Origin of the sequence: Ottowia oryzae (genome assembly GCF_003008535.1) — a bacterium.
GTDB lineage: Bacteria > Pseudomonadota > Gammaproteobacteria > Burkholderiales > Burkholderiaceae_C > Ottowia > Ottowia oryzae.
The window spans coordinates 557,964-578,958 of the sequence record NZ_CP027666.1 but is presented as its reverse complement, the minus strand read 5'-3'; the positions used below and the strand labels follow the sequence as shown (position 1 = coordinate 578,958).

The 20,995-nt window shown below is 68.6% G+C and carries 15 protein-coding genes; 7 read left to right on the top strand and 8 right to left on the bottom strand.

Annotation, left to right across the window (positions count from 1 at the left end):
* Nucleotides 1-66 precede the first annotated feature (66 nt).
* Nucleotides 67-753: a histidine phosphatase family protein gene (locus tag C6570_RS02695; protein ID WP_106701829.1), complete on the top strand. Its 687-nt coding sequence runs from the start codon at nt 67-69 to the stop codon at nt 751-753.
* A gap of 104 nt (nt 754-857) precedes the next feature.
* On the opposite strand, the gene C6570_RS02690 is transcribed toward C6570_RS02695, so the two are convergent.
* From C6570_RS02690 to C6570_RS02675, 4 genes are all read right to left on the bottom strand, one after another.
* A complete protein-coding gene (locus C6570_RS02690; RefSeq protein ID WP_106701827.1) occupies nt 858-1,844 on the bottom strand; it encodes a Bug family tripartite tricarboxylate transporter substrate binding protein in 987 nt (328 codons plus the stop codon).
* 223 nt (nt 1,845-2,067) lie between these two features.
* A complete protein-coding gene (locus tag C6570_RS02685) occupies nt 2,068-2,913 on the bottom strand; it encodes a creatininase family protein (protein ID WP_106701825.1) in 846 nt (281 codons plus the stop codon).
* Between the two features lie 259 nt (nt 2,914-3,172).
* Entirely contained in the window at nt 3,173-4,621 is a 1,449-nt protein-coding gene (locus tag C6570_RS02680; protein WP_106701823.1) for a heavy metal sensor histidine kinase, read from the bottom strand.
* Nucleotides 4,618-5,319, bottom strand: a complete 702-nt coding sequence (locus C6570_RS02675) for a heavy metal response regulator transcription factor (RefSeq protein WP_106701820.1) — start codon at nt 5,317-5,319, stop codon at nt 4,618-4,620. The genes C6570_RS02680 and C6570_RS02675 overlap by 4 nt, the downstream gene beginning before the upstream one ends.
* Nucleotides 5,320-5,421: 102 nt before the next feature.
* Here C6570_RS02675 and C6570_RS02670 point away from each other — a divergent pair, with 102 nt between their 5' ends.
* The 3 genes from C6570_RS02670 to C6570_RS02660 all read left to right on the top strand — a co-directional run bounded on the left by C6570_RS02670 (nt 5,422) and on the right by C6570_RS02660 (nt 9,176).
* The gene (locus tag C6570_RS02670; RefSeq protein ID WP_106701818.1) at nt 5,422-7,284 is read left to right on the top strand and encodes a copper resistance system multicopper oxidase; all 1,863 of its coding nucleotides are present in this window, start codon (nt 5,422-5,424) and stop codon (nt 7,282-7,284) included.
* Between the two features lie 506 nt (nt 7,285-7,790).
* A complete protein-coding gene (locus C6570_RS18555; protein ID WP_425437918.1) occupies nt 7,791-8,540 on the top strand; it encodes a copper resistance protein B in 750 nt (249 codons plus the stop codon).
* Nucleotides 8,541-8,669: 129 nt separating this feature from the next.
* Nucleotides 8,670-9,176, top strand: a complete 507-nt coding sequence (locus C6570_RS02660; RefSeq protein WP_106701816.1) for a DUF411 domain-containing protein — start codon at nt 8,670-8,672, stop codon at nt 9,174-9,176.
* 549 nt (nt 9,177-9,725) lie between these two features.
* Here the strand turns inward: C6570_RS02660 and C6570_RS17910 are convergent.
* Nucleotides 9,726-11,012 carry a DUF5677 domain-containing protein gene (locus C6570_RS17910; RefSeq protein WP_123812192.1) on the bottom strand — a complete coding sequence of 429 codons (1,287 nt, stop codon included), beginning with the start codon at nt 11,010-11,012 and terminating at the stop codon, nt 9,726-9,728.
* Between the two features lie 266 nt (nt 11,013-11,278).
* On the opposite strand from C6570_RS17910, the gene C6570_RS02650 reads away from it, so the two are divergent.
* Nucleotides 11,279-13,639: a cytochrome P450/oxidoreductase gene (locus C6570_RS02650; protein WP_106701813.1), complete on the top strand. Its 2,361-nt coding sequence runs from the start codon at nt 11,279-11,281 to the stop codon at nt 13,637-13,639.
* A 126-nt stretch (nt 13,640-13,765) separates the two neighbouring features.
* Here the strand turns inward: C6570_RS02650 and C6570_RS02645 are convergent, their stop codons facing one another.
* Together C6570_RS02645 and C6570_RS02640 are read right to left on the bottom strand one after the other, a co-directional pair.
* Nucleotides 13,766-14,089: a hypothetical protein gene (locus tag C6570_RS02645; protein ID WP_106701811.1), complete on the bottom strand. Its 324-nt coding sequence runs from the start codon at nt 14,087-14,089 to the stop codon at nt 13,766-13,768.
* 120 nt (nt 14,090-14,209) lie between these two features.
* Nucleotides 14,210-15,079 (bottom strand): IclR family transcriptional regulator, encoded by an 870-nt coding sequence (locus tag C6570_RS02640; protein WP_106701809.1) that lies wholly within the window; start codon nt 15,077-15,079, stop codon nt 14,210-14,212.
* 121 nt (nt 15,080-15,200) lie between these two features.
* On the opposite strand from C6570_RS02640, the gene C6570_RS02635 reads away from it, so the two are divergent.
* Entirely contained in the window at nt 15,201-16,172 is a 972-nt protein-coding gene (locus C6570_RS02635) for a Bug family tripartite tricarboxylate transporter substrate binding protein (RefSeq protein WP_106701807.1), read from the top strand.
* Between the two features lie 1,019 nt (nt 16,173-17,191).
* Here the strand turns inward: C6570_RS02635 and C6570_RS02630 are convergent.
* Nucleotides 17,192-18,466 (bottom strand): SAM-dependent methyltransferase, encoded by a 1,275-nt coding sequence (locus tag C6570_RS02630; protein ID WP_106701805.1) that lies wholly within the window; start codon nt 18,464-18,466, stop codon nt 17,192-17,194.
* Between the two features lie 242 nt (nt 18,467-18,708).
* Here C6570_RS02630 and C6570_RS02625 point away from each other — a divergent pair, with 242 nt between their 5' ends.
* On the top strand, nt 18,709-20,943 hold the full coding sequence (locus tag C6570_RS02625; protein WP_245896273.1) for a protein-disulfide reductase DsbD family protein: 2,235 nt from the start codon (nt 18,709-18,711) through the stop codon (nt 20,941-20,943).
* The last annotated feature ends 52 nt before the right edge of the window (nt 20,944-20,995 follow it).

Sequence of the window (20,995 nt, the reverse complement as noted above, 5' to 3'; positions counted from 1 at the left end):
AACAGCACGCAACGGCTGTCACCTACGCAGCGCGCCCCAGCGGGTGCGCGCCCCACAATCGCCGCCATGGGAACGCTTTACCTCGTGCGCCACGGCCAGGCCAGTTTTGGTGCCGACGATTACGACCAACTCAGCCCGCTCGGCCAGCGCCAGAGCGTGCGGCTGGGCGAATACCTGCGCTGGCGCCACGGCGAAGCACTGCGCCTGGACGCGGTGCTGACCGGCACCCTGCGTCGTCAGCGCCAGACCTGGGACGGCATTGCCGCCGGCGCCGGGCTGGCCGCCACGCCGCACACAGCGTGGCCGGGGCTGAACGAGTACGACAGCCACGCCTTGATCAGCGCCGTGCACCCCGCGCCACTGCCCAAGCCCGACACGCCCGAGCTGTACCGCCAGCACTTTCGGCTGCTGCGCCAGGGCATGGCCGCGTGGATGGCGGGCCAGATCGAACCCGCGGGCATGCCCAGCTACGCCGACTTTCGCGCGGGCGTCGTTGGCGCGCTGGACCACGTGCGCAGCCTGGCGGGCGGTGACGGGCAGGTGATGATCGTCTCCAGCGGCGGGCCCATTGCCACCGCCGTTGGCCACGTGCTGGGCACCACGCCCGAAACCACCATCGAGCTGAACCTGCGCATCCGCAGCAGCGCGGTGACCGAGCTGCACGTCAGCCCCAAGCACTTGAACCTGGTCACCTACAACACCTTGCCGCACCTGGATGCGCCGGAATACCGCGACTGGGTGACGTACGCCTGAGCTGGATCGAGGCGGTGCCCGACGGCTCGAGACCGCGCGTGGCACGCTGGCCTTCATTCAGGCCCACGCCGTTCTAGGAGGGGCGCCCCAGCGCCTCAGCCCCTTTACTGCGCCTTGAACCCGCTGTCGCGGATGATGCGCGACCACACTTGCGTGTAAGCGCGCTCGCGCGCATCGAGTTGCCTGGGCGACATGTATTCCACCGTCAGGCCCAGGTCGGTCAGCTGCTTGTGCACGTCGTGCTGCGCCACCACCTTGTCCAGCGCGTGGGTGAAGCTGTTGATGAAGTCCACCGGCGTGCCCTTGGGCGCCCAGATGCCGTAGAAAGGCAGGTCGTCCAGGCCTTTGAAGCCCAGCTCGTTCAGCGTGGGCACGTCGGGCATGGCGGCCTGGCGCTTGCCGCCCAGCACGCCGATCATGCGCACCCGGCCTGTGCGTTGGTATTCGATGAAATCCTGCACCGAACCGATGCCAGCCGGAATCTGGTTGCCCAGCATGTCGCCGATCATGGGCGCGCTGCCCTTGTAGGGCACGGGCACCAGGTCCAGCCCGTACTTCTTGCCGATCAGCTGCACCAGGAATTCGGGCGTGGACGCGGGCGCCGGAATGCCGATCGAGCTCTTGCCGCCCTGCGCCTTCACCCAGGCCACGTACTCGGCCATCGATTTGGCCGGTGTGCCGGGCGACACGGCCAGCCCGTTCACGAAGGTGGCAAAGCCGCCCAGCGGGGTGAAGTCGGCCTGCGGGTTGAAACCCGGGCGCGCCACCACCTGCGGCAGGATCGAGATGGTGTGGTCGTGCGATAAAAACACCGTGGTGCCGTCTGGCGCGGCGCCCTTGAGCAGCTGCGCCGCCAGCTGGCCACCGGCGCCGGGGCGGTTGTCCACGATCACCGGGCGTTTGAGCTCGTCCTTCAGCTTTTCGGCCAGCAGACGCGCGATGGCGTCGCTGCCGCCGCCCGGCGGAAAGCCCACCATGATGCGGATCGGCCGATCGTCCGACGCCCAGGCCGAGCTCAGCCCGGCGGGCAGCGCCACGGCGGCGGTGGCTAAACGGGCGGTGAACTGGCGGCGCGACAGGTGCGTGGACATGGCGAATGAAGGGTTGTGGGAATAGATGAAGCCCGAATTCTAGGGTTGAAAGCCGAATGCGCCTTCAGCGCTTGCCCCACCAGCGCTGGCAGCTATCAAAGACAGAGTAATCAAGCTGGCGAGGTGGAGCGAAGGTCGGCACGTGGGGCCGCGATGCCCCGCTCTACGGCGCCGAGCGGTGCGCTCAGCCCCGCGCGCACGGCCAGCAGCCCGGCCCGGCCCGTTACCCCATGCCGCGCAGCGTGTCGGGCGGCAGGCGGTCGATTTCTTCGAGCAGCGCGGCCAGCGAACGGCCCGCCGCATCCACCAGCGCCAGGCCGTCTTCGGGCTGGGCGGCGGCGGCGTTGCCCGCCGCGCCGTCCGGGTGCAGATCCTGCGCGGCCCAGGCCAGCTTGGCGCTCTTGCCGTTGCCCAGGATGGGGAAATCCTGCGACCGCCGCTGCGAGCTGGACACAAAGTTTTGGGCCTTGGTCTTGCGCACCAGCCGGGGCTTGAGGGCCAGCATCATCGCCGTCTCTACCTCGCCGCCGTGCACGCCAAAGCGCTGCTCGTCGGCGCTGAAGCGCGCCATCAGCTCTTCGCCGTCGGCGCCTTTCAGTGGCAGGTTGAACCAGCTCACGCAGTACACCAGCATGCCCAGGCGCATGCGCAGGTCGCGCGCCACCACGTCCATCAGGCCCACGTTGCCACCGTGCGTGTTGAACAGCACGAGCTTGCTCACGCCGCTGACGGCCACGCTTTCGGCGATGTCGGTCCACAGGCGGATGACGGTGTCAGCCTTCAGGCTCAGCGTGCCGGCAAAGGCGCTGTGCTCGGGGCTGTAGCCGATGCGCTGCACAGGCAGGAACAGCGCGGGCACGCTGGAAGGCAGGTGCGCGATGGCCGCGTGCACCATGCTGTGCGCCAGGTTGGCGTCCACCGACAGGGGCAAGTGCGGGCCGTGCTGCTCGGTCGCGCCCAGGGGCATCACCGCGATCACGCGCGGCAGATCCAGCGTGGCGAAGTCGTTCGTCACCAGGTCGGACCACTGGCGCGAACGCGGCGGGAGCGGGGGCAGTTTGTCGGGCATGGGGGCGTAATTTCTGCCCGAAGCTCAGGCGGCTGTCACGGTCGAAAGTAAGAAAAAGCTACTTGTGCTGATTGTGCCGAGGCTTGCGGATATTCAAGCCTGGGCACCCGCAAAAATGGCACGAAAGGCGGAACCGACGCGACCGCCGGTGCGGCCACGCGACAGACGATTATGTAAGAAACGCGCAAGAAATCGGCTGGCTGTCACGCGGATGAGGGATAGAAAAAAGGCCTAGCGTGCGTCCATGCTGCGTGGGTAGCTACCAATTTTGAACTGGCTGAGCGCGCTGCTCTGGCAGCACGATCTCCATGACATTGCCATTCGCCTCGGCGCTGGCCGAAATGCGCCCGCCGTGCGCCTGCACGATGGCCTGCGTGATGGCCAGGCCCAGCCCGGCGCCGTCGCCCTGGCCCTGCGCGTGGCTGCGGTCGGGCTCGGCGCGGTAAAAGCGCTCGAACAGGCGCGGCAGCGCTTCGGCGGCAATGGGCGTGCCGTCGTTGCGCACGCGCAGCACGACCTGGCCGTCGCGCGGCGCAATCGTTACGTCGATCGCGCCACCGCGCGGCGTGTAGCGCAGCGCGTTGGACAGCAGGTTGCCGATGGCGCGGCGCAGCATCAGCGAATCGCCCAGCACCGTGCCGTCGCCCTGCAGGCGCAGCGCGATGCCGCGGTCTTCGGCCAGGGCTTCGTAAAAGTCGAACAGCGCGCGCACCTCGGCGCCCAGCGCCACCGGCTGGCGCGAGGGCAGCAGCTCGCCGTGCTCGGCCTGCGCCAGAAACAGCATGTCGGCCACGGTGCGCGACAGACGTTCCAGCTCTTCGGCGTTGCTGGCCAGCACCTCGCGGTAGGCGGCGGCGTCGCGCGGCTGGGCCAGCGCCACGTGCGTTTGCGTCATCAGGTTGGACAGCGGCGTGCGCAGCTCGTGCGCGATGTCGGACGAATAGGTGGACAGGCGGGCAAACGCGCTTTCCAGCCGCGCCAGCATGGCGTTGAGCGTGGCGGCCAACTCGGCCAGCTCAATGGGCGCTTCTTGCACGGGCATGCGCGCGTCCAGCTGGCCCGCGCCGATGCGTTCGGCCTGCGCGCGCATCAGCAGCAGCGGGCGCAGGCCGCGCCGCACCACCCAGCTGCCCAGCAGCGCGCAGGCCAGCGCGGCCAGCAGCACGTAGCCGATCAGCGCCCGGCGAAAGCTGGTGGTGAAAGCCTCGTGGTGGCGAATGTCCAGCGCCATCGCCACCGTCAGCGGCGCCGCGCCCGGCATGGGCAGCGGCATCACCATCGCGCTGCCGCGCCAGGCGTTGCGGCCCTCGCGCCAGGTGATCAGCGGGGCCGGCGGCGCCGTGGCGGGGTGCGCCATCAGCGCGGGGGGCATCTGCGCTTCGCTGTGCTGCTCGAACAGCGGCTGCGCGTACGCGCCTTGCACACGCACCGCCAAATCCTTTTGCGTGCCGAAGGCGGCGCTCAGGTCGGCGGGCAGGGCGGCCAGCGCGCCGGTGTTGTCCACCCGCGCCAGCAGGTGGCGCGCCTGTTGCAGGTGCGCTTGCAGGATGTCGCGGTCCTGCGCCTCAAAGTGCAGGTTCAGCGCCAGCAGCGTTACGCCGCCCAGCAGCGCCAGCGCCGCACTTGCGACCAGGGCAAACAGCAGCGTGAGCCGGGTGCTGAGCGATGCGCCCGGCGGGCGCGGCGTGGGGGTGCGCTGCGTGTTCATGGCTGGCGGGGTGCCTCGTCCAGCACGTAGCCCATGCCGCGCACCGTCTGGATCAGCTTGGGTTCAAAGGCGTCGTCCACCTTGGCGCGCAGGCGGCGCACGGCCACTTCGACCACGTTGGTGTCGCTGTCGAAGTTCATGTCCCACACCTGCGCGGCGATCAGCGAGCGCGGCAGCACCTCGCCGCGCCGGCGCAGCAGCAGCTCCAGCAGGGCGAATTCCTTGGCCGTCAGGTCGATGCGCTGGCCCGCTCGCGTGGCGCGGCGCCGCAGCAGGTCCAGCGACAGGTCGGCGGCGGCCAGCGTGGTGGGCTCGGCCGCGCCCGGCCCGGCACCGCCGCGCCCGCGCCGCAGCAGCGTGCGCACGCGCGCCAGCAGCTCGGCAAAGGCAAAGGGCTTGACCAGGTAGTCGTCGGCGCCGAGCTCCAGCCCTTTCACGCGGTCTTCGACGGCGCCGCGCGCGGTCAAGAACAGCACGGGCACTTCGCGCCCCGTCTGGCGCAGCGCGCCCAGCACCTGCCAGCCGTCCAGCCCGGGCAGCATCACGTCCAGCACGATCAGGTCGGGCGTTTCCGTCAGCGCCAGGTGCAGGCCGTCCGGCCCGTTGCGCGCCAGCAGCACGGTATAGCCCGCCTCCTGGAGCCCCTGGCGCAGGTAGTCGCCCGTCTTGGCCTCGTCTTCGACGATCAGCAGCTTCATGGCGCGAAGTGTGCCTTGTGCGGGCGCGCCTGACGGGCAGATAACAGAAATGTCATCCGTCAGTCAGCCTGCGGACGGCGCGCGCGCCGCAGACTGCACGCCATGTCTGTTTTTCTTGCCCCAGGGCTTGCCTTGCCGCCACGGCGGCGCTTTCTGCGGTCGGTTGCCGGTCTGGGCGCCTTGGCGACACTCGGCCCGGCGTGGGCGCAGCAACTGCCCGCAGCGCGCACCGGCACACCGCCCGAGCTGCGCGGCACCGAGTTCGACCTGGTCATCGACACCACGCGCGTGGATTTCGACGGCCGCGCGGGCGTGGCCACCACCGTCAACGGCAGCCTGCCCGGCCCCACGCTGCGCATGCGCGAGGGCGACACCGTCACCGTGCGCGTGACCAACCGCCTGCGCGAAACCACGTCCATCCACTGGCACGGCATCCTGCTGCCGTTTGATATGGACGGCGTGCCCGGCGTCAGCTTTGCGGGCATTGCGCCGGGTGCCACCTTCACCTACCGCTTCACGCTGCGGCAAAGCGGCACCTACTGGTACCACTCGCACGCGGGCATGCAGGAGCTGACGGGCCTGTACGGCGCGCTGATCGTCGAGCCGCGCGGGGGCGAGACGCTGCGCGCCGACCGCGACCACGTGCTGCTGCTGTCCGACTGGACGGGCGACGACCCCATGGCGGTGCTGGCTGGCCTGCGCGCGCATGCCGAGGCGTACAGCCCGCACAAGCCCACCGTGCCCGAATTCCTGCGCGATGCGCGCCAGCAAGGCGTGGCCCAGGCGCTGGCTGATCGGCAAATGTGGCGCCAGATGCGCATGAGCCCCACCGACCTGTCGGATTTGTCCGCCACCACGCTCAGCTACCTGGCCAACGGCTGCGGCCCCGGCCAGAACTGGACGGGCTTGTTCCGCCCCGGCGAGCGCGTGCGCCTGCGCTGCATCAACGGCGCGGGCCACACTTTTTACGACGTGCGCATCCCCGGCCACCAGCTGACGGTGGTGCAGATGGACGGGCAACTGGTGGAGCCCGTGACGGTGGACGAATTCCGCTTCGGCCCCGGCCAGACCTGCGACGTGCTGGTGCAACCCTCGCAAGACGCTTGCACGGTGTTCGCCCAGGCGATGGACCGCACCGGCTACGCCCGCGCCACGTTGGCCGTGCGCCCAGGACTCGCCGCGCCCGTGCCCCCGCTGGACCCGTTCCAGCCGCTCAGCATGGCGGACATGATGGGCGACATGGCGGGCGGTGGCATGGATCACGGCAGCATGGGCGGGGCGGGCCAAGCAGCCCAGGGCGCACCCGGCGCTTCGATGGCGATGGGCGGCGCTGCCATGTCGCCCGGCGCGATGGACCACGCCGCCATGGGCCATGGCGGCGCATCACCGGCCGCGTCAGCCACCCCAGCCCAGCCCGCCAGCAACCCCATCGCCCAACCCAGCCGGCAGGTGCGCCACGCGCGCACCGAGTGGGCCTACACCACCGACATGCGCGTCAACACCCCGCGCGCGAATCTGGACGACCCTGGCGCGGGCCTGCGCGGCAACGGCCGCCGCGTGCTCACCCTGGCCGATCTGCACACCCTTGGCGGCCCGCTGGACGCGCGCGGCCCCGGGCGCGAGGTAGAGCTGCACCTGACCGGCAACATGGCCCGCTACGACTGGTCCATCGACGGCCAGCCCTTTGGCGACAGCCGCCCCGTGCACTTCCGCCACGGCGAACGCCTGCGCGTGATCCTGCACAACGACACCATGATGACCCACCCCATGCACCTGCACGGCATGTGGTCCGAGCTGGAAACGCCCAGCGGCGCCTTTCAGGCGCGCCTGCACACCGTGCCCGTGCAGCCCGCGCAGCGCGTCAGCTTCCTCGTCACCGCCGACGCGCTGGGGCGCTGGGTGTGGCACTGCCATTTGATGTTCCATATGGACATGGGCATGTTCCGCGAGGTGCTGGTGTCATGAACATCGAATACAAGCCAAATCGACTGCTGGCGCAGCAGCCACTTGCGCTGGAAGCTATGTTTTGCATAGCGTTGATGCCCTCGCTCTGGCCCACGAACGCCGCGGCGCAGGACGGCGCGCACACCCACCACGGCATGCCCGCGGCGGCCGCGCTGCCCTCAACGCCCGCCGCGTCGGCCATCACGCCGGCCCCGCCCGGACTGCCCAAGGGCATGGCGGACATGCCCGGAATTGACCACGGCGCGATGCACCCTGGCCACACGCTGCACGCCACCCCGCCGGACGTGCCGGCGGCGACGCCCACCTCTGCGCCCCCGTCCGCATCGGCCAGCGGCACGCCGTCGCCCGCCTTCGCGCGCGCCGCGCCCGCACCGGCCTCGGCCATGCCCAACATGGATCACGCAGCCATGGGCCACGGCAACGCGCCGTCACGCGCCCCCGCGCCTGTCGCTCCCGCACCGGCCCACGCCATGCCCGGCATGAACCACGCCGCCAGTCCCCAACCCATGCAAGGCGGCCGCCCGCCGCCCGATGCGCGCGACCCCGATGCCTACGCCGACGGCTTTACCCGTGGCAGCGGCCCCTACAGCCTGCCCGGCGTGGCGCCGCTGCACCTGCACGACCAGCACCCGTTCGCCAGCCTGCGAGTGGACCGGCTGGAACGTGCGGTGGCGCGCCACGGCCCCGACGCCACCGCGCTGGAAGGCGAGCTGCGCGTGACGCGCGGCGCGCACCAGGCGCTGATCAAGTTCGAAGGCGACGCCGCGCGCGGCCGCCTGCACGATGCGCGCACCGAGCTGCTGTGGGGCTACGCCGTCGCGCCGTTCTGGGACACGCAACTGGGCCTGCGCATCGACGGCGGCCAAGGGCCCGCGCGCACCTGGCTGGCGTTTGGGGTCGAAGGCACGGCGCCCTACAACATCGACACCCGCGCCACCGCCTACCTGGGCCAGGGCGGTCGCGCCGCGCTGCGGCTGGCGCTGTCGTACGACGCCTACCTCGCGCAAAAACTGGTGCTGCAGCCGCGCACCGAGTGGACGCTGAACAGCCGTGACGACGCCGCGCGCGGCGTTGGCCGGGGCCTGAGCAGCGCCATCGCCGGGCTGCGCCTGCGCTATGAAATCACGCCGCAGATCGCGCCCTATGTGGGCGTGGAATGGCAGCGCGGCTTTGGCCGCACGGCCGATCTGCTGCGCGCAGGCGGTGAACGGGCCGGCACCACGCGCTGGGTGGCGGGCGTCAGCTTCTGGTTTTGACGGCGCACGGCGCTGCGCCCACACTTGGGTTCATTGAACAGGCCGCCAACCACCCGCCACGCGCTGGTACAAGCGCAAACGGCCCACGCAAGGCCCCCGCACCGCCCATTCGCCAAGGATTGATTCACGATGAAACCCGCCACCCACCCCAGCACCGCCGCCCACCCTCCGCGCCGCACCGCCTTGCGCTGGCTGGCCGCCAGCGCCGCCGCGGGCGTGGCCGCGCCCCTGTGGGCACGCACCCCGGCGGCCGACGCGCCTGCAGTCGAAGTCTGGAAAGACCCCAACTGCGGCTGCTGCGGCGACTGGATCGCCCACATGCAGCAAAGCGGCTTCCAGGTGACCACGCACGACAGCGGCAGCAACGCCGTGCGCGCCAAGCTGGGCCTGCCCAAGCAGTACGCCTCGTGCCACACCGCGCTGGTGGGCGGCTACCTGGTCGAAGGCCATGTGCCCGCGGCGGACGTGAAACGCCTGCTGAAGGAAAAGCCCAAGGCATTGGGCCTCGCCGTGCCCGGCATGCCCGTCGGCTCACCCGGCATGGACGGCCCCGTTTACGGCGGCCGGAGGGATGCGTACGACACGGTGCTGGTGCTGCGGGATGGCAGCAGCCGGGTGTTTCAGAGCCACCGCTAAGGATTAATGGGTTTCAAGCCAAATTCGCCTTCAGCGCCACAACGACCTGCGCGGCCAGCTATTGAAAACAGAGCGATTCGTGCATTGGCAGACGCGCTGGGCGGGTGACAGCGCAAGGCGCGCGCATGACCGAACCGACCCCGTCCGTCCGCCCGACCCCGTCCACCCCGCGCCCGCCGCCGCGGCCCTGGTCACGCGCGGCGCCGCCCTTTACGCCCGGCACTGCGCCGCCTGCCACGGCGCCTAGGGCGAAGGCTAGCCCGACTGGCGCGAACGCGGCCCCACCGACATGCTGCCCGCGCCCCCGCACGACGCCAGCGGCCACACCTAGCACCACCCGGACGAACAGCTGTTCGCCATCACCCGCCACCATCGCCAGACCGACTACGCCAGCACCATGCCGGCCTACGCCGGCGTCCCGAGCGGCGCCGACATAGTGGCCGTGCTGTCGTACATCAATCAAGGCGCAATGGCCGCTCGAGGTGCGGGGGCACCATGACCAGGTCACTGTGCAGGATCGGGAGGCGGGGCGGTGATCGGAGCGTGGCGCTATGGCGAGCGTTGGTCAATTCGCTTGCTTCGCGCCCTACGCGAGGCCAGCCTGGACAGGCGGGACATCTCGTCGCGGTGTAAAAGTTCGTCTGCCGCTTTTAACGCGGGCATCACGGCATCTCGGATTCGCAATATGGTCTTGAGCTCGGTTAAACGGTCCATATCAGAGCCAGGTTCCACGTAGAGGCTAGTAATCAGAGCGAGCGTTTGCGCTGTCCTAACACCTGGCTCAAAAAGTCCCGCGTTACTGCGACCAGCCAGAAGGATTTCCTGGGTTCCGATCGAGCTGAGGTTAAAAAAGAGACTCCGTGCCCCTGCGTGAACATTAAAAGAAGCCAACTTGTAGTAGCTATTCATCGCTTGATGGCCAGCTTTTTCCTGGAGATCCTTAAATGTCGGTTTTTTGAGTTCCAACGCGTCCGCAGCCCAGCCATATGGTGATGCGAAGGCTTTACCGAAGCGGTCAATCGCGGCTTTGTAGCGGAGCTCGATTGCTGATCGTTGTCGTTTGCCAATCGGTGAGAACCCCATCGGCACCTGCGTAGCGTCATGGTCGTCCGCCTGACGTTTGAGTTCCACATCGTCATGCAGGATGTACCGCTCCGCGAGTGCTTCGTCGCCCTCAGCAATTAATGTGGCAACAACCGCGATCTCATGAAGAGTTCGCCAGCGCGCTAAGGCGCCATCGGCAAAGCCGTTTTCCATGAGGCAGATGACCTCATCTGCCACTTGGCATGAGCGCACATGGAGGCGTAGCAAGACCCATCGACGATAGTGATGACGAAAGGAGCGTGATCTTTTGTGACGCTTGAAACTCTCGTATCCCAACTCCCGGCAACAGGTAAGGAGCATCCGCAAATGATCAAGCCCAACACCCCATCTCTCATTCAAACGGTTTCGGAACGAATCGAAATCCTCCGATTGAAGTTTGTACTCGTCAATCCATTTTTGGCATAGGTTGTCAAAGGATAGACGGCTGACTCGATCTGAGGCCTTGGTAATGGCAATCGGAAATTTCTCGATTGCGTTTTCAATGTTTGCTTCGAGCTCTCCGATATCTTCGTCAGTGAGTGTTAGGTTAAAACTCTTTTCGCCCTTTCCTCGCGGTGAAGTCCATACAAACTCCCCGGCTCCTCCTGCGAGCAGATGTGCGGCAAGAGCTTCCGAGAATTTTTTGGGTGTGGGAATTTCAGCTTCTTTGGCCTTCCGAAGCAGTAATTTACGTAGGAAAACAGCAGGAAGTTCCCGAGCCGCGTTTTGGACGGCGCTCTTGATCGGACGCATATGAATTTGATGTCTTGTTCAGGATGCGCAGCAGGTTGGTGTAATGGTGTCGCTGCGGTGAGTTCTAGCTTACCTATCTGGCGGAACGGGCCTAGTCGGGGAGTATTTACAAGTGAGGGAACGCGCACGCCTTGATCAAGCCATCGTGTAGCCACTCCAAATCACGCCAGCGAATGGCGCGCGGGACGATTGCTCATGATCTTGCTAGATTGCGCGTTGCGTAGTCAAATTACGCAAAACGCAATCACTGAGACAGATCGCCCACCATGACCCCCGACGCCTCTGCCGCGCCCGTGCGCGCTGACGCCGCCCGCTGCCCGTTCGACCACAGCGCCCTGACCGGTCAGACGGGCCCCACCGGCTGCCCGGTGACGGCAGGCGCCGCCGCCTTCGACCCCTTTGAAGACGGCTACCAGCAAGACCCGCCCGATTACGTGCGCTGGTCGCGCGAGCAGGAGCCGGTGTTCTTCAGCCCCAGGCTCGGCTACTGGGTGGTTACGCGCTACGACGACATCAAGGCGATCTTTCGCGACAACCTCACCTTCAGCCCGTCCATCGCGCTGGAAAAGATCACACCCACGGGGCCAGAGGCGAATGCCGTGCTGGCGCAGTACGGCTTTGCGCTGAACCGCACCCTGGTGAACGAGGACGAGCCTGCCCACATGCCGCGCCGCCGCGTGCTGATGGAGCCTTTCACGCCCGAACACCTGAAGGCGCATGAGCCGCTGGTGCGCCAGCTGGCGCGCGAGTATGTAGACCGCTTCATCGACGATGGCCGCGCCGACCTGGTGGACCAGATGCTGTGGGAAGTGCCGCTGACGGTGGCGTTGCACTTCCTGGGCGTGCCCGAAGACGACATGGATCAGCTGCGCCAGTACAGCATTGCCCATACGGTCAACACCTGGGGCCGGCCCAAGCCGGAGGAGCAGGTGGCGGTGGCGCACGCCGTGGGCAACTTCTGGCAGCTGGCGGGGCAGATTCTGGACAAGATGCGCCAAGACCCCGAGGCGCCCGGCTGGATGCAGTACGGCCTGCGCCAGCAGCGCGAACACCCCGAGGTGGTGACCGATTCGTACCTGCATTCGATGATGATGGCGGGCATCGTCGCCGCGCACGAAACCACAGCCAACGCCACCGCCAACGCCATGAAGCTGCTGCTGCAGCACCCGCACGTGTGGCGCGAAATCTGTGAAGACCCCAGCCTGATTCCCAACGCGGTGGAAGAGTGCCTGCGCCACAACGGCTCGGTGGCGGCCTGGCGCCGGCTGGTGACGGCCGACACGCAGGTCGGCGGCATCGACATCCCGGCCGGCAGCAAGCTGCTGATCGTCACCTCGTCCGCCAACCACGACGAGCGGCACTTCGCCGACGCCGACCTGCTGGACATCCGCCGCGACAACGCCAGCGATCACCTGACCTTTGGCTACGGCTCGCACCAGTGCATGGGCAAGAACCTGGCGCGCATGGAAATGCAGATCTTCCTGGAGGAATTCACCCGCCGCCTGCCGCACATGCGGCTGGCTGAGCAGACCTTCAGCTACGTGCCCAACACCTCGTTCCGTGGCCCCGAGCACCTGTGGGTGGAATGGGACCCAGCGCGGAACCCCGAGCGCACGCAGCCGGCGCTGCTGCGGCACGAACAGCCGGTGCGCATGGGCGAGCCGTCCCGCCACACCGTGTCGCGCCCCCTGGTGGTGGCGCGCGTCACCCGCCTGACACGCGATGTGGTGCAGCTGCGCCTGGTCAGCCCGCACGGCGCGCCGCTGCCGCGCTGGCAGCCGGGGGCGCATATCGACATCGAGTGTGGCGACACCGGCCTGTCGCGCCAGTACTCGCTGTGTGGCGACCCGGCCGACACGCACGCGTTCGAGATCGCCGTGCTGCGCGACGAGGCCAGCCGGGGCGGCTCGGCCTGGGTGCACGACCACCTGCGCGAAGGCGCCGCGCTGCGCGTGCGCGGGCCGCGCAACCACTTTCGCCTGGACGAAGGCGCACCGAAGCTGATCTTTGTTGCCGGCGGTATCGGCATCACCCCCATCGCCGCCATGGCGCAGCGCGCGCAGGCGCTGGGGCGCGACTACGTGCTGCACTACTGCGGCCGCAGCCGCGCCGACATGCCCTTGCTGGCCGCGCTGCAAGCGCGCCACGGCGCGCGGCTGGTGGTGCACGCCAAGGCCGAAGGCCAGCGCGCCGACCTGGCCGCCTTGCTGGCTACGCCGCAGCCCGGTGCCCGCATCTACGCCTGCGGCCCCGCGCGCATGCTGAGTGCGCTGGAAGCGGCCACCGCGCATTGGCCGGCCGACGCGCTGCGCACCGAGCGCTTTCAGACCGACGCGCCCACGCTGGACCCGGCCAAGGAACACGGCTTTGACGTAGAGCTGAAAGATTCCGGCATCAGCGTGCACGTGCCGCCGGATCAAACCGTGCTGGCCGCGCTGAAAGCCGCCAACATCGACGTGCCCAGCGACTGCTGCGAAGGCCTCTGTGGCTCGTGTGAAGTGCGGGTGCTGGGCGGCGCCGTGGACCACCGCGACGTGGTGCTGACCCGCGCCGAGCGCGATGCGCAAGACCGCATGATGGTGTGCTGCTCGCGCGCGGCCGGTCAGCGCCTGGTGCTGGCGCTGTAGCGCGCCCGCCGTCGCGCCGTGGCCCATGCGCTGCGGCTGCGGTGATCCGCCCGCCCAGCAAAAAGCCAGCCCGAAGGCTGGCTTGTGCAAGGCGCGGCGCCGATGGATGGCGCCGTCGCTGCTGGCTTACTGCTTCTGCGCGTCGCGGGCGATGTCCGCGTTGGTTTCAGGCTGCGTGGCGGGCGCCGGGCGGCGTTTTTTCGGTGCCTTGGCTTTGCGGTCGGCGCGTTTCACGCGCTTTTGCACGGGCTCGGCATCGCGCGCCATGTCGGCATTGGTTTCGGGCTTGACGGCCGGGCGCGTGCGCGGACCGGTAGGGGCGCCGCCAGGGTTTTGGGCGTCGCGCGCCATGGCTGCGTTGGTCTCAGGCGCTGCTGGCGCCTGGGCAAAAGCGGTGCTGCAAACTGCAGTGATGGCGGCGGCAGAAAGAATGCCAACAAGGCGCTTCATGAGATATCCCTCAGGTGTGAATTGAACACGGCTGTCATGCAGCCGCACTGGCATCTTAGGGCCCCCTTCGGTGTCCTATTTGTCGGTGGAAACCCTGTTGCACCGTAGGCGGCGCCCTGCTCAGCGCTGCGGCGATGCGTTCAGAAAACCCAGTTGCGCGCTGACCGACGCGGCCGCCGCGCACAGGCGCCCCACCGCGTCACCGCCTGGGCGCGCGTCAAAACCGCCTGTCGCGCCCAGGGCCGTGAGGGCGCCCACCACGGCCCCGTCGTGCCGGCGCAGCGGCGCAGCGGCGGCGCTGATGCCCGGCAGCAGCAAATCCTGCACGTTGGCAAAGCCTTGTGTGCGCACCTGCAGGCACAGGGCGTCGATGGCGGCGGCGTCTGGCAGCACCGCTTTCTGGCGCGGGGTGGCGCGCGCCCATTCCTGCTGCGCCTGCACCCTGAGGGCCGCCCCGGCGCCCAGCGCCATAAAAACCTGCCCCGTGGCCGACCACAGCAGGGGCAGCACCGAGCCGGCCCGCACATTCACCACCACCGCCAGCGGCGGCTCTTCGATGCGCAAAATAGTGGGCCCCAGGTTGCCCATCACCGCGATGAAGCAGGTCGCGCCCAGCTCGGCCTGCAGCTGCAGCAGGGCGGGCTCGCCCGCGCGGATCGGGTCGCACTGGCGCAGCGCGGCCTGGCCGATGTGGATCGCCTCGGGCCCCAGCACGTAGCGCTGGCTGGCCGCGTCCTGCGTGACCAGGCCTTCCTCGACCATGCTGGCCAGGTAGCGGTGTACCTTGGCCGTGCTTTCGTCCACCGCCTGCGCCAGCGCCGTCAGGCTGGCCGCGCCGCCCAGGCGGGCCAGCGCCTTCAGGATGCCCATGCCCGTCTCGGCCGACTGCACGCGGCGGCGCCGCGCGGTGGGCGCGCTGGCGGTCGGTTCGTTGGCGTTGCCGTTGGCGATGACGGCTGGCGGGGGCACTGCGGTTGAGGTTCGGGGCATCGTCAGGCGGGGCTTGGCAGGGCGGTGAATCGGGGGAAATCCGGGTGCCGTATTCCGCCATGGGAAGTACGCTTACGCACCCTGTTCTAGCATCCTACTTCGATTGGGGTGCCCAACCACCATGAAGCCCATCGCTTCCGCCCTGCTGGCGGGCCTGACCCTCACCCTGGCCAGCGGCGCCGCGCTGGCGCAGGCCTACCCGTCCAAACCCATCCGCTGGGTGGTGCCCTACCCGGCGGGCGGCGGCTCGGACTTTCTGGCGCGCACCATTGGCCAGCAACTCACCACGCAGGTCGGCCAGACGGTGCTGGTGGACAACAAGCCCGGCGCCAACACCGCCATTGCCGCATCAGAAGTGGCCCGCTCCGCACCCGACGGCTACACCGTGCTGTCGGCCGACAACGGCACGATGACGTTCAACACCGCGCTGTACAGCAAGCTCAGCTACAACCCCGACAAGGATCTGACGCCCATCACGCTGATGGGCCGCTTTCCGATGATCCTGGTGGCCGGCCCCAGCGCCGACGCCAAGAGCGCGAAGGACTTCCTCGCCAAAGCCAAGGCCGCCCCCGGCAAGATCAGCTACGGCTCGGCCGGCGCGGGCAGCCCGCACCACCTGGCCATGGAAATGCTGAAGTCGCGCACCGGCGTGCACATGGTGCACATCCCCTACCGCGGCGCGGCGCCCGCACTGGCCGACCTGGCAGGCGGGCAAATCCCCGTGATGATGGTGGACATGGCCGCCGGCGCGGCCTTCATCAAGTCCGGCAAGATCCGCCCGCTGGCGGTGGCCAACGACAAGCGCCTGCCCCAACTGCCCGACGTGCCCACCTTCGATGAGCTGGGTATCAAGGGCGTGGAATCCGCCGCGCTGGTGGGCCTGGTCGGCCCCGCCGCGCTGCCTGCAGACGTGAAGGCCACGCTGCAAAAGCAGGTGGCCGCGGCCATCCATACCCCGGCCATTTCGCAAAAACTGATCGAGTTCGGCGTGGAGCCGGTGGGCAGCAGCTCGGCCGATTACGCGGCGCTGCTGAAATCCGAGAACGCACGGTGGCACAAGCTGATCAAGGATTTGAAGATTACGTTGGATTGAGGGCGTTTTGGGGTTGTGGCGCAGGTGCTGCTTGCGCTGGCAGCTATCTTTTTTGATGCTGGGTGAGCTTGGCTGAAGGCAGAGGCCGGGTCTCGGCCCGGCGGCCGAAGTCCTTTTCTTTGCTTCGCCAAAGAAAAGGACTCAAAAGAAAGGCGACCCTGCTGGCTGCGACCCCTTCGCTGCGCTGCGGGGCAACCTGGATCGGGGCGCTGGCGGGGTGGGCCGCAGAACTCACTTCGCTGCTGCGCAGCTTCGTTCAAACAACTGCGGCCAGTCAGTTCACGAAGCGGCTGCATCCTGCGGTGCAGCCGCCACCCCGCCAGCACCCCGACCCAGGCGCATCCAGAAGGGAGTGGGGCACCACACGGGCCATCGCTGCGCTCGGCCCTCGGTGTTGGGTGCCACAGGATGCGATGCAATGGGTTGTCGAACTCGACGCCACTTGACCCGCCTGAACTCGACCGTACCGAACCTGCCCGATCGCCCCCCCCCCGGCGCTGGCTTCAGTCGCAGAAAGAGAAGCGTGGGTGGGGAGAGCCAACATGGGAGGCGGCCCCAGCAGCGGCTAAGTGTCTGGAAGTCGCCCAGCACGCCCGTGCATCCAGGCCGAGCGCAGCGATGGCCCGAGTTGGACTTCCCACCCCTCTGGACGTGCCGAGAAGCGCAGCGGGTGAGGCGCGCGGGGGCACCGAAGGATGCCCACGCTTCGTGATCTGACTTGCCGCAGTTGTCCGAGCGAAGCGCTGCAAGCGCGCAGCGAGTTCTACGGCAGCGCCTCTCCCGCGAGCATCGCAGGTTGCCCGCAGCGGAGCGGAGGGACACGGCCAGCGGGGTCGCCTTTTCTTTGCCTGCTTTCTTTTGGCGAAGCAAAAGAAAGCAGGTCGGCCGCCGGGCCGAGACGCAGCCCCCGCCCTCAGCAACCCAAGCGAACATCAAAAAAGATAGCTGCTACCGCAGGCCCCACCAGCGCCAACGGCCAATTCCCCGGCAAACAAAGAACGCGTCAAGGCACTCGCCAGCTAGTGCGGGTGCACCCCGCTCGCGCCTTCGTACATCCACCCCCGCGACCAAGGCAGCCCCTGCGCCGGCTGCCCGGCGCGGTGGCACAGCACTTGAAACAGCGCGATGTCGTCGTGCTCAAACGACCATTGGCAGCCCACCAGGTACACGCGCCAGATGCGCCAGGTTTTGTCGTCGACCAGCGTTTTCAGGTGCGCGCTCTTGGCCTCGAACGCCTCGCTCCAGCAGCGCAGCGTGCGCACGTAGTGGCGGCGCAGGTTTTCGGCGTCCAGCGCTTCCAGGCCGCCCTCTTGCATGGTGGTCAGCACGGTGCCGATGTGCGGCAGCTCGCCGTTGGGAAAGACGTACCGGTCGATGAATCGGCCGCCGCCGTGGCGCGTTTCGCCGTTCTGCGCATCGCTGGAGGTGATGCCGTGGTTCAGCGCCCAGCCGTCGGGCGTCAGCAGGTCGTGGATCTGCTGGAAGTAGGCGCGCAGGTTCTTCAGGCCCACGTGCTCGAACATGCCCACGCTGCTGATGCGGTCGAAAGGCTCGTGCACCTCGCGGTAGTCCTGCAGGCGGATTTCGACGCGGCCTTGCAGCCCGGCGGCGCGCACGCGCTCGGTGGCCAGGTCAAACTGGTTTTGCGACAGGGTGATGCCCACGCAGCGCGCGCCAAAGCGCTCGGCCGCGCGCAGCACCAGCGCGCCCCAGCCGCAGCCGATGTCCAGCAGCCGCTGGCCGGGCTGCACGCGCAGCTTGGTCAGGATGTGGTCGATCTTCTTGACCTGCGCCTGCGCCAGGGTTTCGTCGCCGTTTTCAAAGTAGGCGCAGGAATAGACCATCGCCGGGTCCAGCCATTCGGCGTAGAAGGCGTTGGACACGTCGTAGTGGTAGTGGATGGCCTCGCGGTCGGCCGCCTTGGTGTGGCTGGTGGCGTCGGTCAGGTGGTGCACCACGCGGCCCAGCCAGTGGCCGCCTGCGTCCTGCTGCGCGCCGGCGTCGGCCAGGCCGTAGGCCATGTCCACCACGTCTTGCACGGTGCCGGTGACGTCAATGTGGCCTTCCACGTAGGCCTGGCCCAGGTTGTCCAGCGAGGGCGACAGCAACGCCGCCGCGCCGGTGGCGTCCAGCACGTCGATGGTGACGCGGGGCTGGTCAAACTCGCCCAGCTTGAAGCCGCTGCCGCCCTGCCAGCGCAGCAGCAGCGGCAAATCCAGGCGGGTACGCAGGCGCTCTACCCAGGGGCCCAGCAAGTGGGGGACGTTGGGGGCGGACGAGAACGACAGTCGCATGGCGGCAGGGCTCCTTACAACGGGCCCGGCGAACCGGCGAGACACCGGTCGCGCGAGTGGACATGACTCAGGTGATATCAAAAATTACCATGTTTGTGAGACATTCGCAGCTGGCGCGCGGCAAGCCCGCGACGCAATCCCGGCCACGTGGAACCATTGCGGTGCACAGTGGCTCCTATTTCGTTTGTCTTCTGGTTGGGGTCATGGCCTGTGCGCGCGCGCTGAGAATTTCGCTGATCGCTATGTTTTGGATAGCTGTCAGCGCAGTGTGGACGGGCGCCAACGCCCAAAACGTCCCTAAAGCGGAAGTCAAGACCGAGCAAGTGCAGGCCACCTTGCTGGCCCACGCGCCGCAGGGCGTGCCCATCGGCCTGCAGCCCGGGGCCGCCACCGGCCAGCCCGTGTGGGTGGGCCTGCAATTCACCCACGCTCCGCACTGGCATACCTACTGGAAGAACGCGGGCGATTCCGGCATGCCCACCGAATTGCAGTGGACGCTGCCGCCCGGCGTGATGGCGGGCGACATCGCCTGGCCGCTGCCCAAGAAGATTCCCATCGGCCAGCTGGCCAACTACGGCTACGACGACACGGTGCTGCTGCCCGTGCCGCTGATCATCACGCCCGAATACAAGCCCGGCGTGCTGGACGAGGCGATGGACGTGCGCCTGAAGGCCACTTGGCTCGTCTGCCGCAAGGAATGCATTCCGCAGGAGGGCGAATTCGCGCTCAAGCTGCCGCTGCGCAGCTCCACCGCGCTGAACGCCGCCGCGTTTGATGCGGCCCTCAAGCAGCAGCCCGCGCCGCTGGGCGGCACGCAGCAGGTCGCGCTGACCGACGGCGGCCAGCGCCTGGCCGTGCGCGTGAGCGGCCTGCCCGCCAGCGCGCGCGGGCAAACGCTGGAGCTGTTCGCTGAAACGCCCAACGTGCTGTTGACCGGCGCCACCCAGGCCGCCCCCGGCGAAGCCGCCGGCCCCCGCACCTGGACGCAGCGCTGGGACGGCGACGTGTGGACGGCCGACGTGCCCGTGTCGCCCGAGCGCAGCGAATCGCCCGAGAAAATGCCCCTGGTGCTGGTGGCCGGCCAGCAGGGCTGGCGCGCCGACGCGGTGGTGCAAGGCGCGTGGCCAGCGGTGGCGCAGGCGGCGGTGGTCTCGCCCGCGCTGGAAGCGGCGCTGAAGGCGAATGCGCAGAACTCCACGGGTGGCACCGCTGGCGACGCCAATGCGGCGGCGCCGCCCGGCACGGCCACGCCGGTGCCCACCGGCACTTTCCTTTTCGCGCTGCTGGGCGCCGTGCTCGGTGGGCTGGTGCTGAACCTGATGCCCTGCGTGTTTCCGGTGCTGGCCATCAAGGTGCTGGGCTTTGCGCAGCACGCCAACGACCAGCGCGCGCACCGCATCAGCGGTGTGGCCTACAGCGTGGGCGTGGTCCTGTCGTTCTTGGCGCTGGGCGCGTTGGTGCTGGCGCTGCGCGCGGCCGGGCAACACCTGGGCTGGGGCTTTCAGTTGCAGTCGCCCGCGGTGGTGGCGGCGCTGGCGGCGCTGTTCACCGTGATCGGGCTGAACCTGGCGGGCGTGTTTGAGTTTGGGCGCATGCTGCCCAGCAGCGTGACGTCGATGGAGGCGCGCCACCCGGTGGCCAATTCGCTGCTGTCGGGTGTGCTGGCGGTGGCGGTGGCCTCGCCCTGCACCGCGCCGTTCATGGGCGCATCGCTGGGTTTGGCGATGGCGCTGCCCGCATGGCAGGCGCTGGCCGTGTTCGCCGCGCTGGGCTTAGGGATGGCGCTGCCCTACCTGCTGGCCAGCTGGCTGCCGGGGGTGGCGCGACTGCTGCCGCGCCCCGGCGCGTGGATGGACACGCTGCGCAAGTTCCTCGCCTTCCCCATGTTCGGCACCGTGGTGTGGCTGCTATGGGTGCTGGGCCAGCAAAGCGGCGTGGACGGCGCGGGCGCGCTGCTGGCGCTGCTGGTGGTGCTGGCGCTGCTGCTGTGGTCGCTGGGCCTGACGGGCCGCACGCGCGTGGCGCTGACGGGCCTGTCGCTGGCCTTTGGCGCTTTCATGCTGTGGTCGTTCGGGCCGATGGTCACCCGCGCCGAGGCGGCGCCTGCCGCCGCAGCCAGCACCGTTGGCGCACGCTGGCAGCGCTGGTCGCCCGCCGACGTGCAGCAAACGCTGGCCGAAGGGCGGCCGGTGTTCGTCGATTTCACTGCCGCCTGGTGCGTGACTTGCCAATACAACAAGAAGACCACGCTGGCCAACGAGGCGGTGCTGCGTGCGCTGGACGATGCGCGCGTGCAGACCTTCCGCGCCGACTGGACGCGCCGCGACCCGCAGATCACCGCCGAGCTGCAAAAGCTGGGCCGCGCAGGGGTGCCGGTGTACGTGCTGCAGGCACCGGGCAAGGCGCCGATCGTGCTGAGCGAAGTCATCAGCGCGGGCGACGTGCAGGACGCGCTGGCGCGGCTGGCGCCGGGCTGATTCGGCAGCGCCCAGCGGTCGGCGCTGGGGCGAGCCGGGGGCGCTGCGGGCT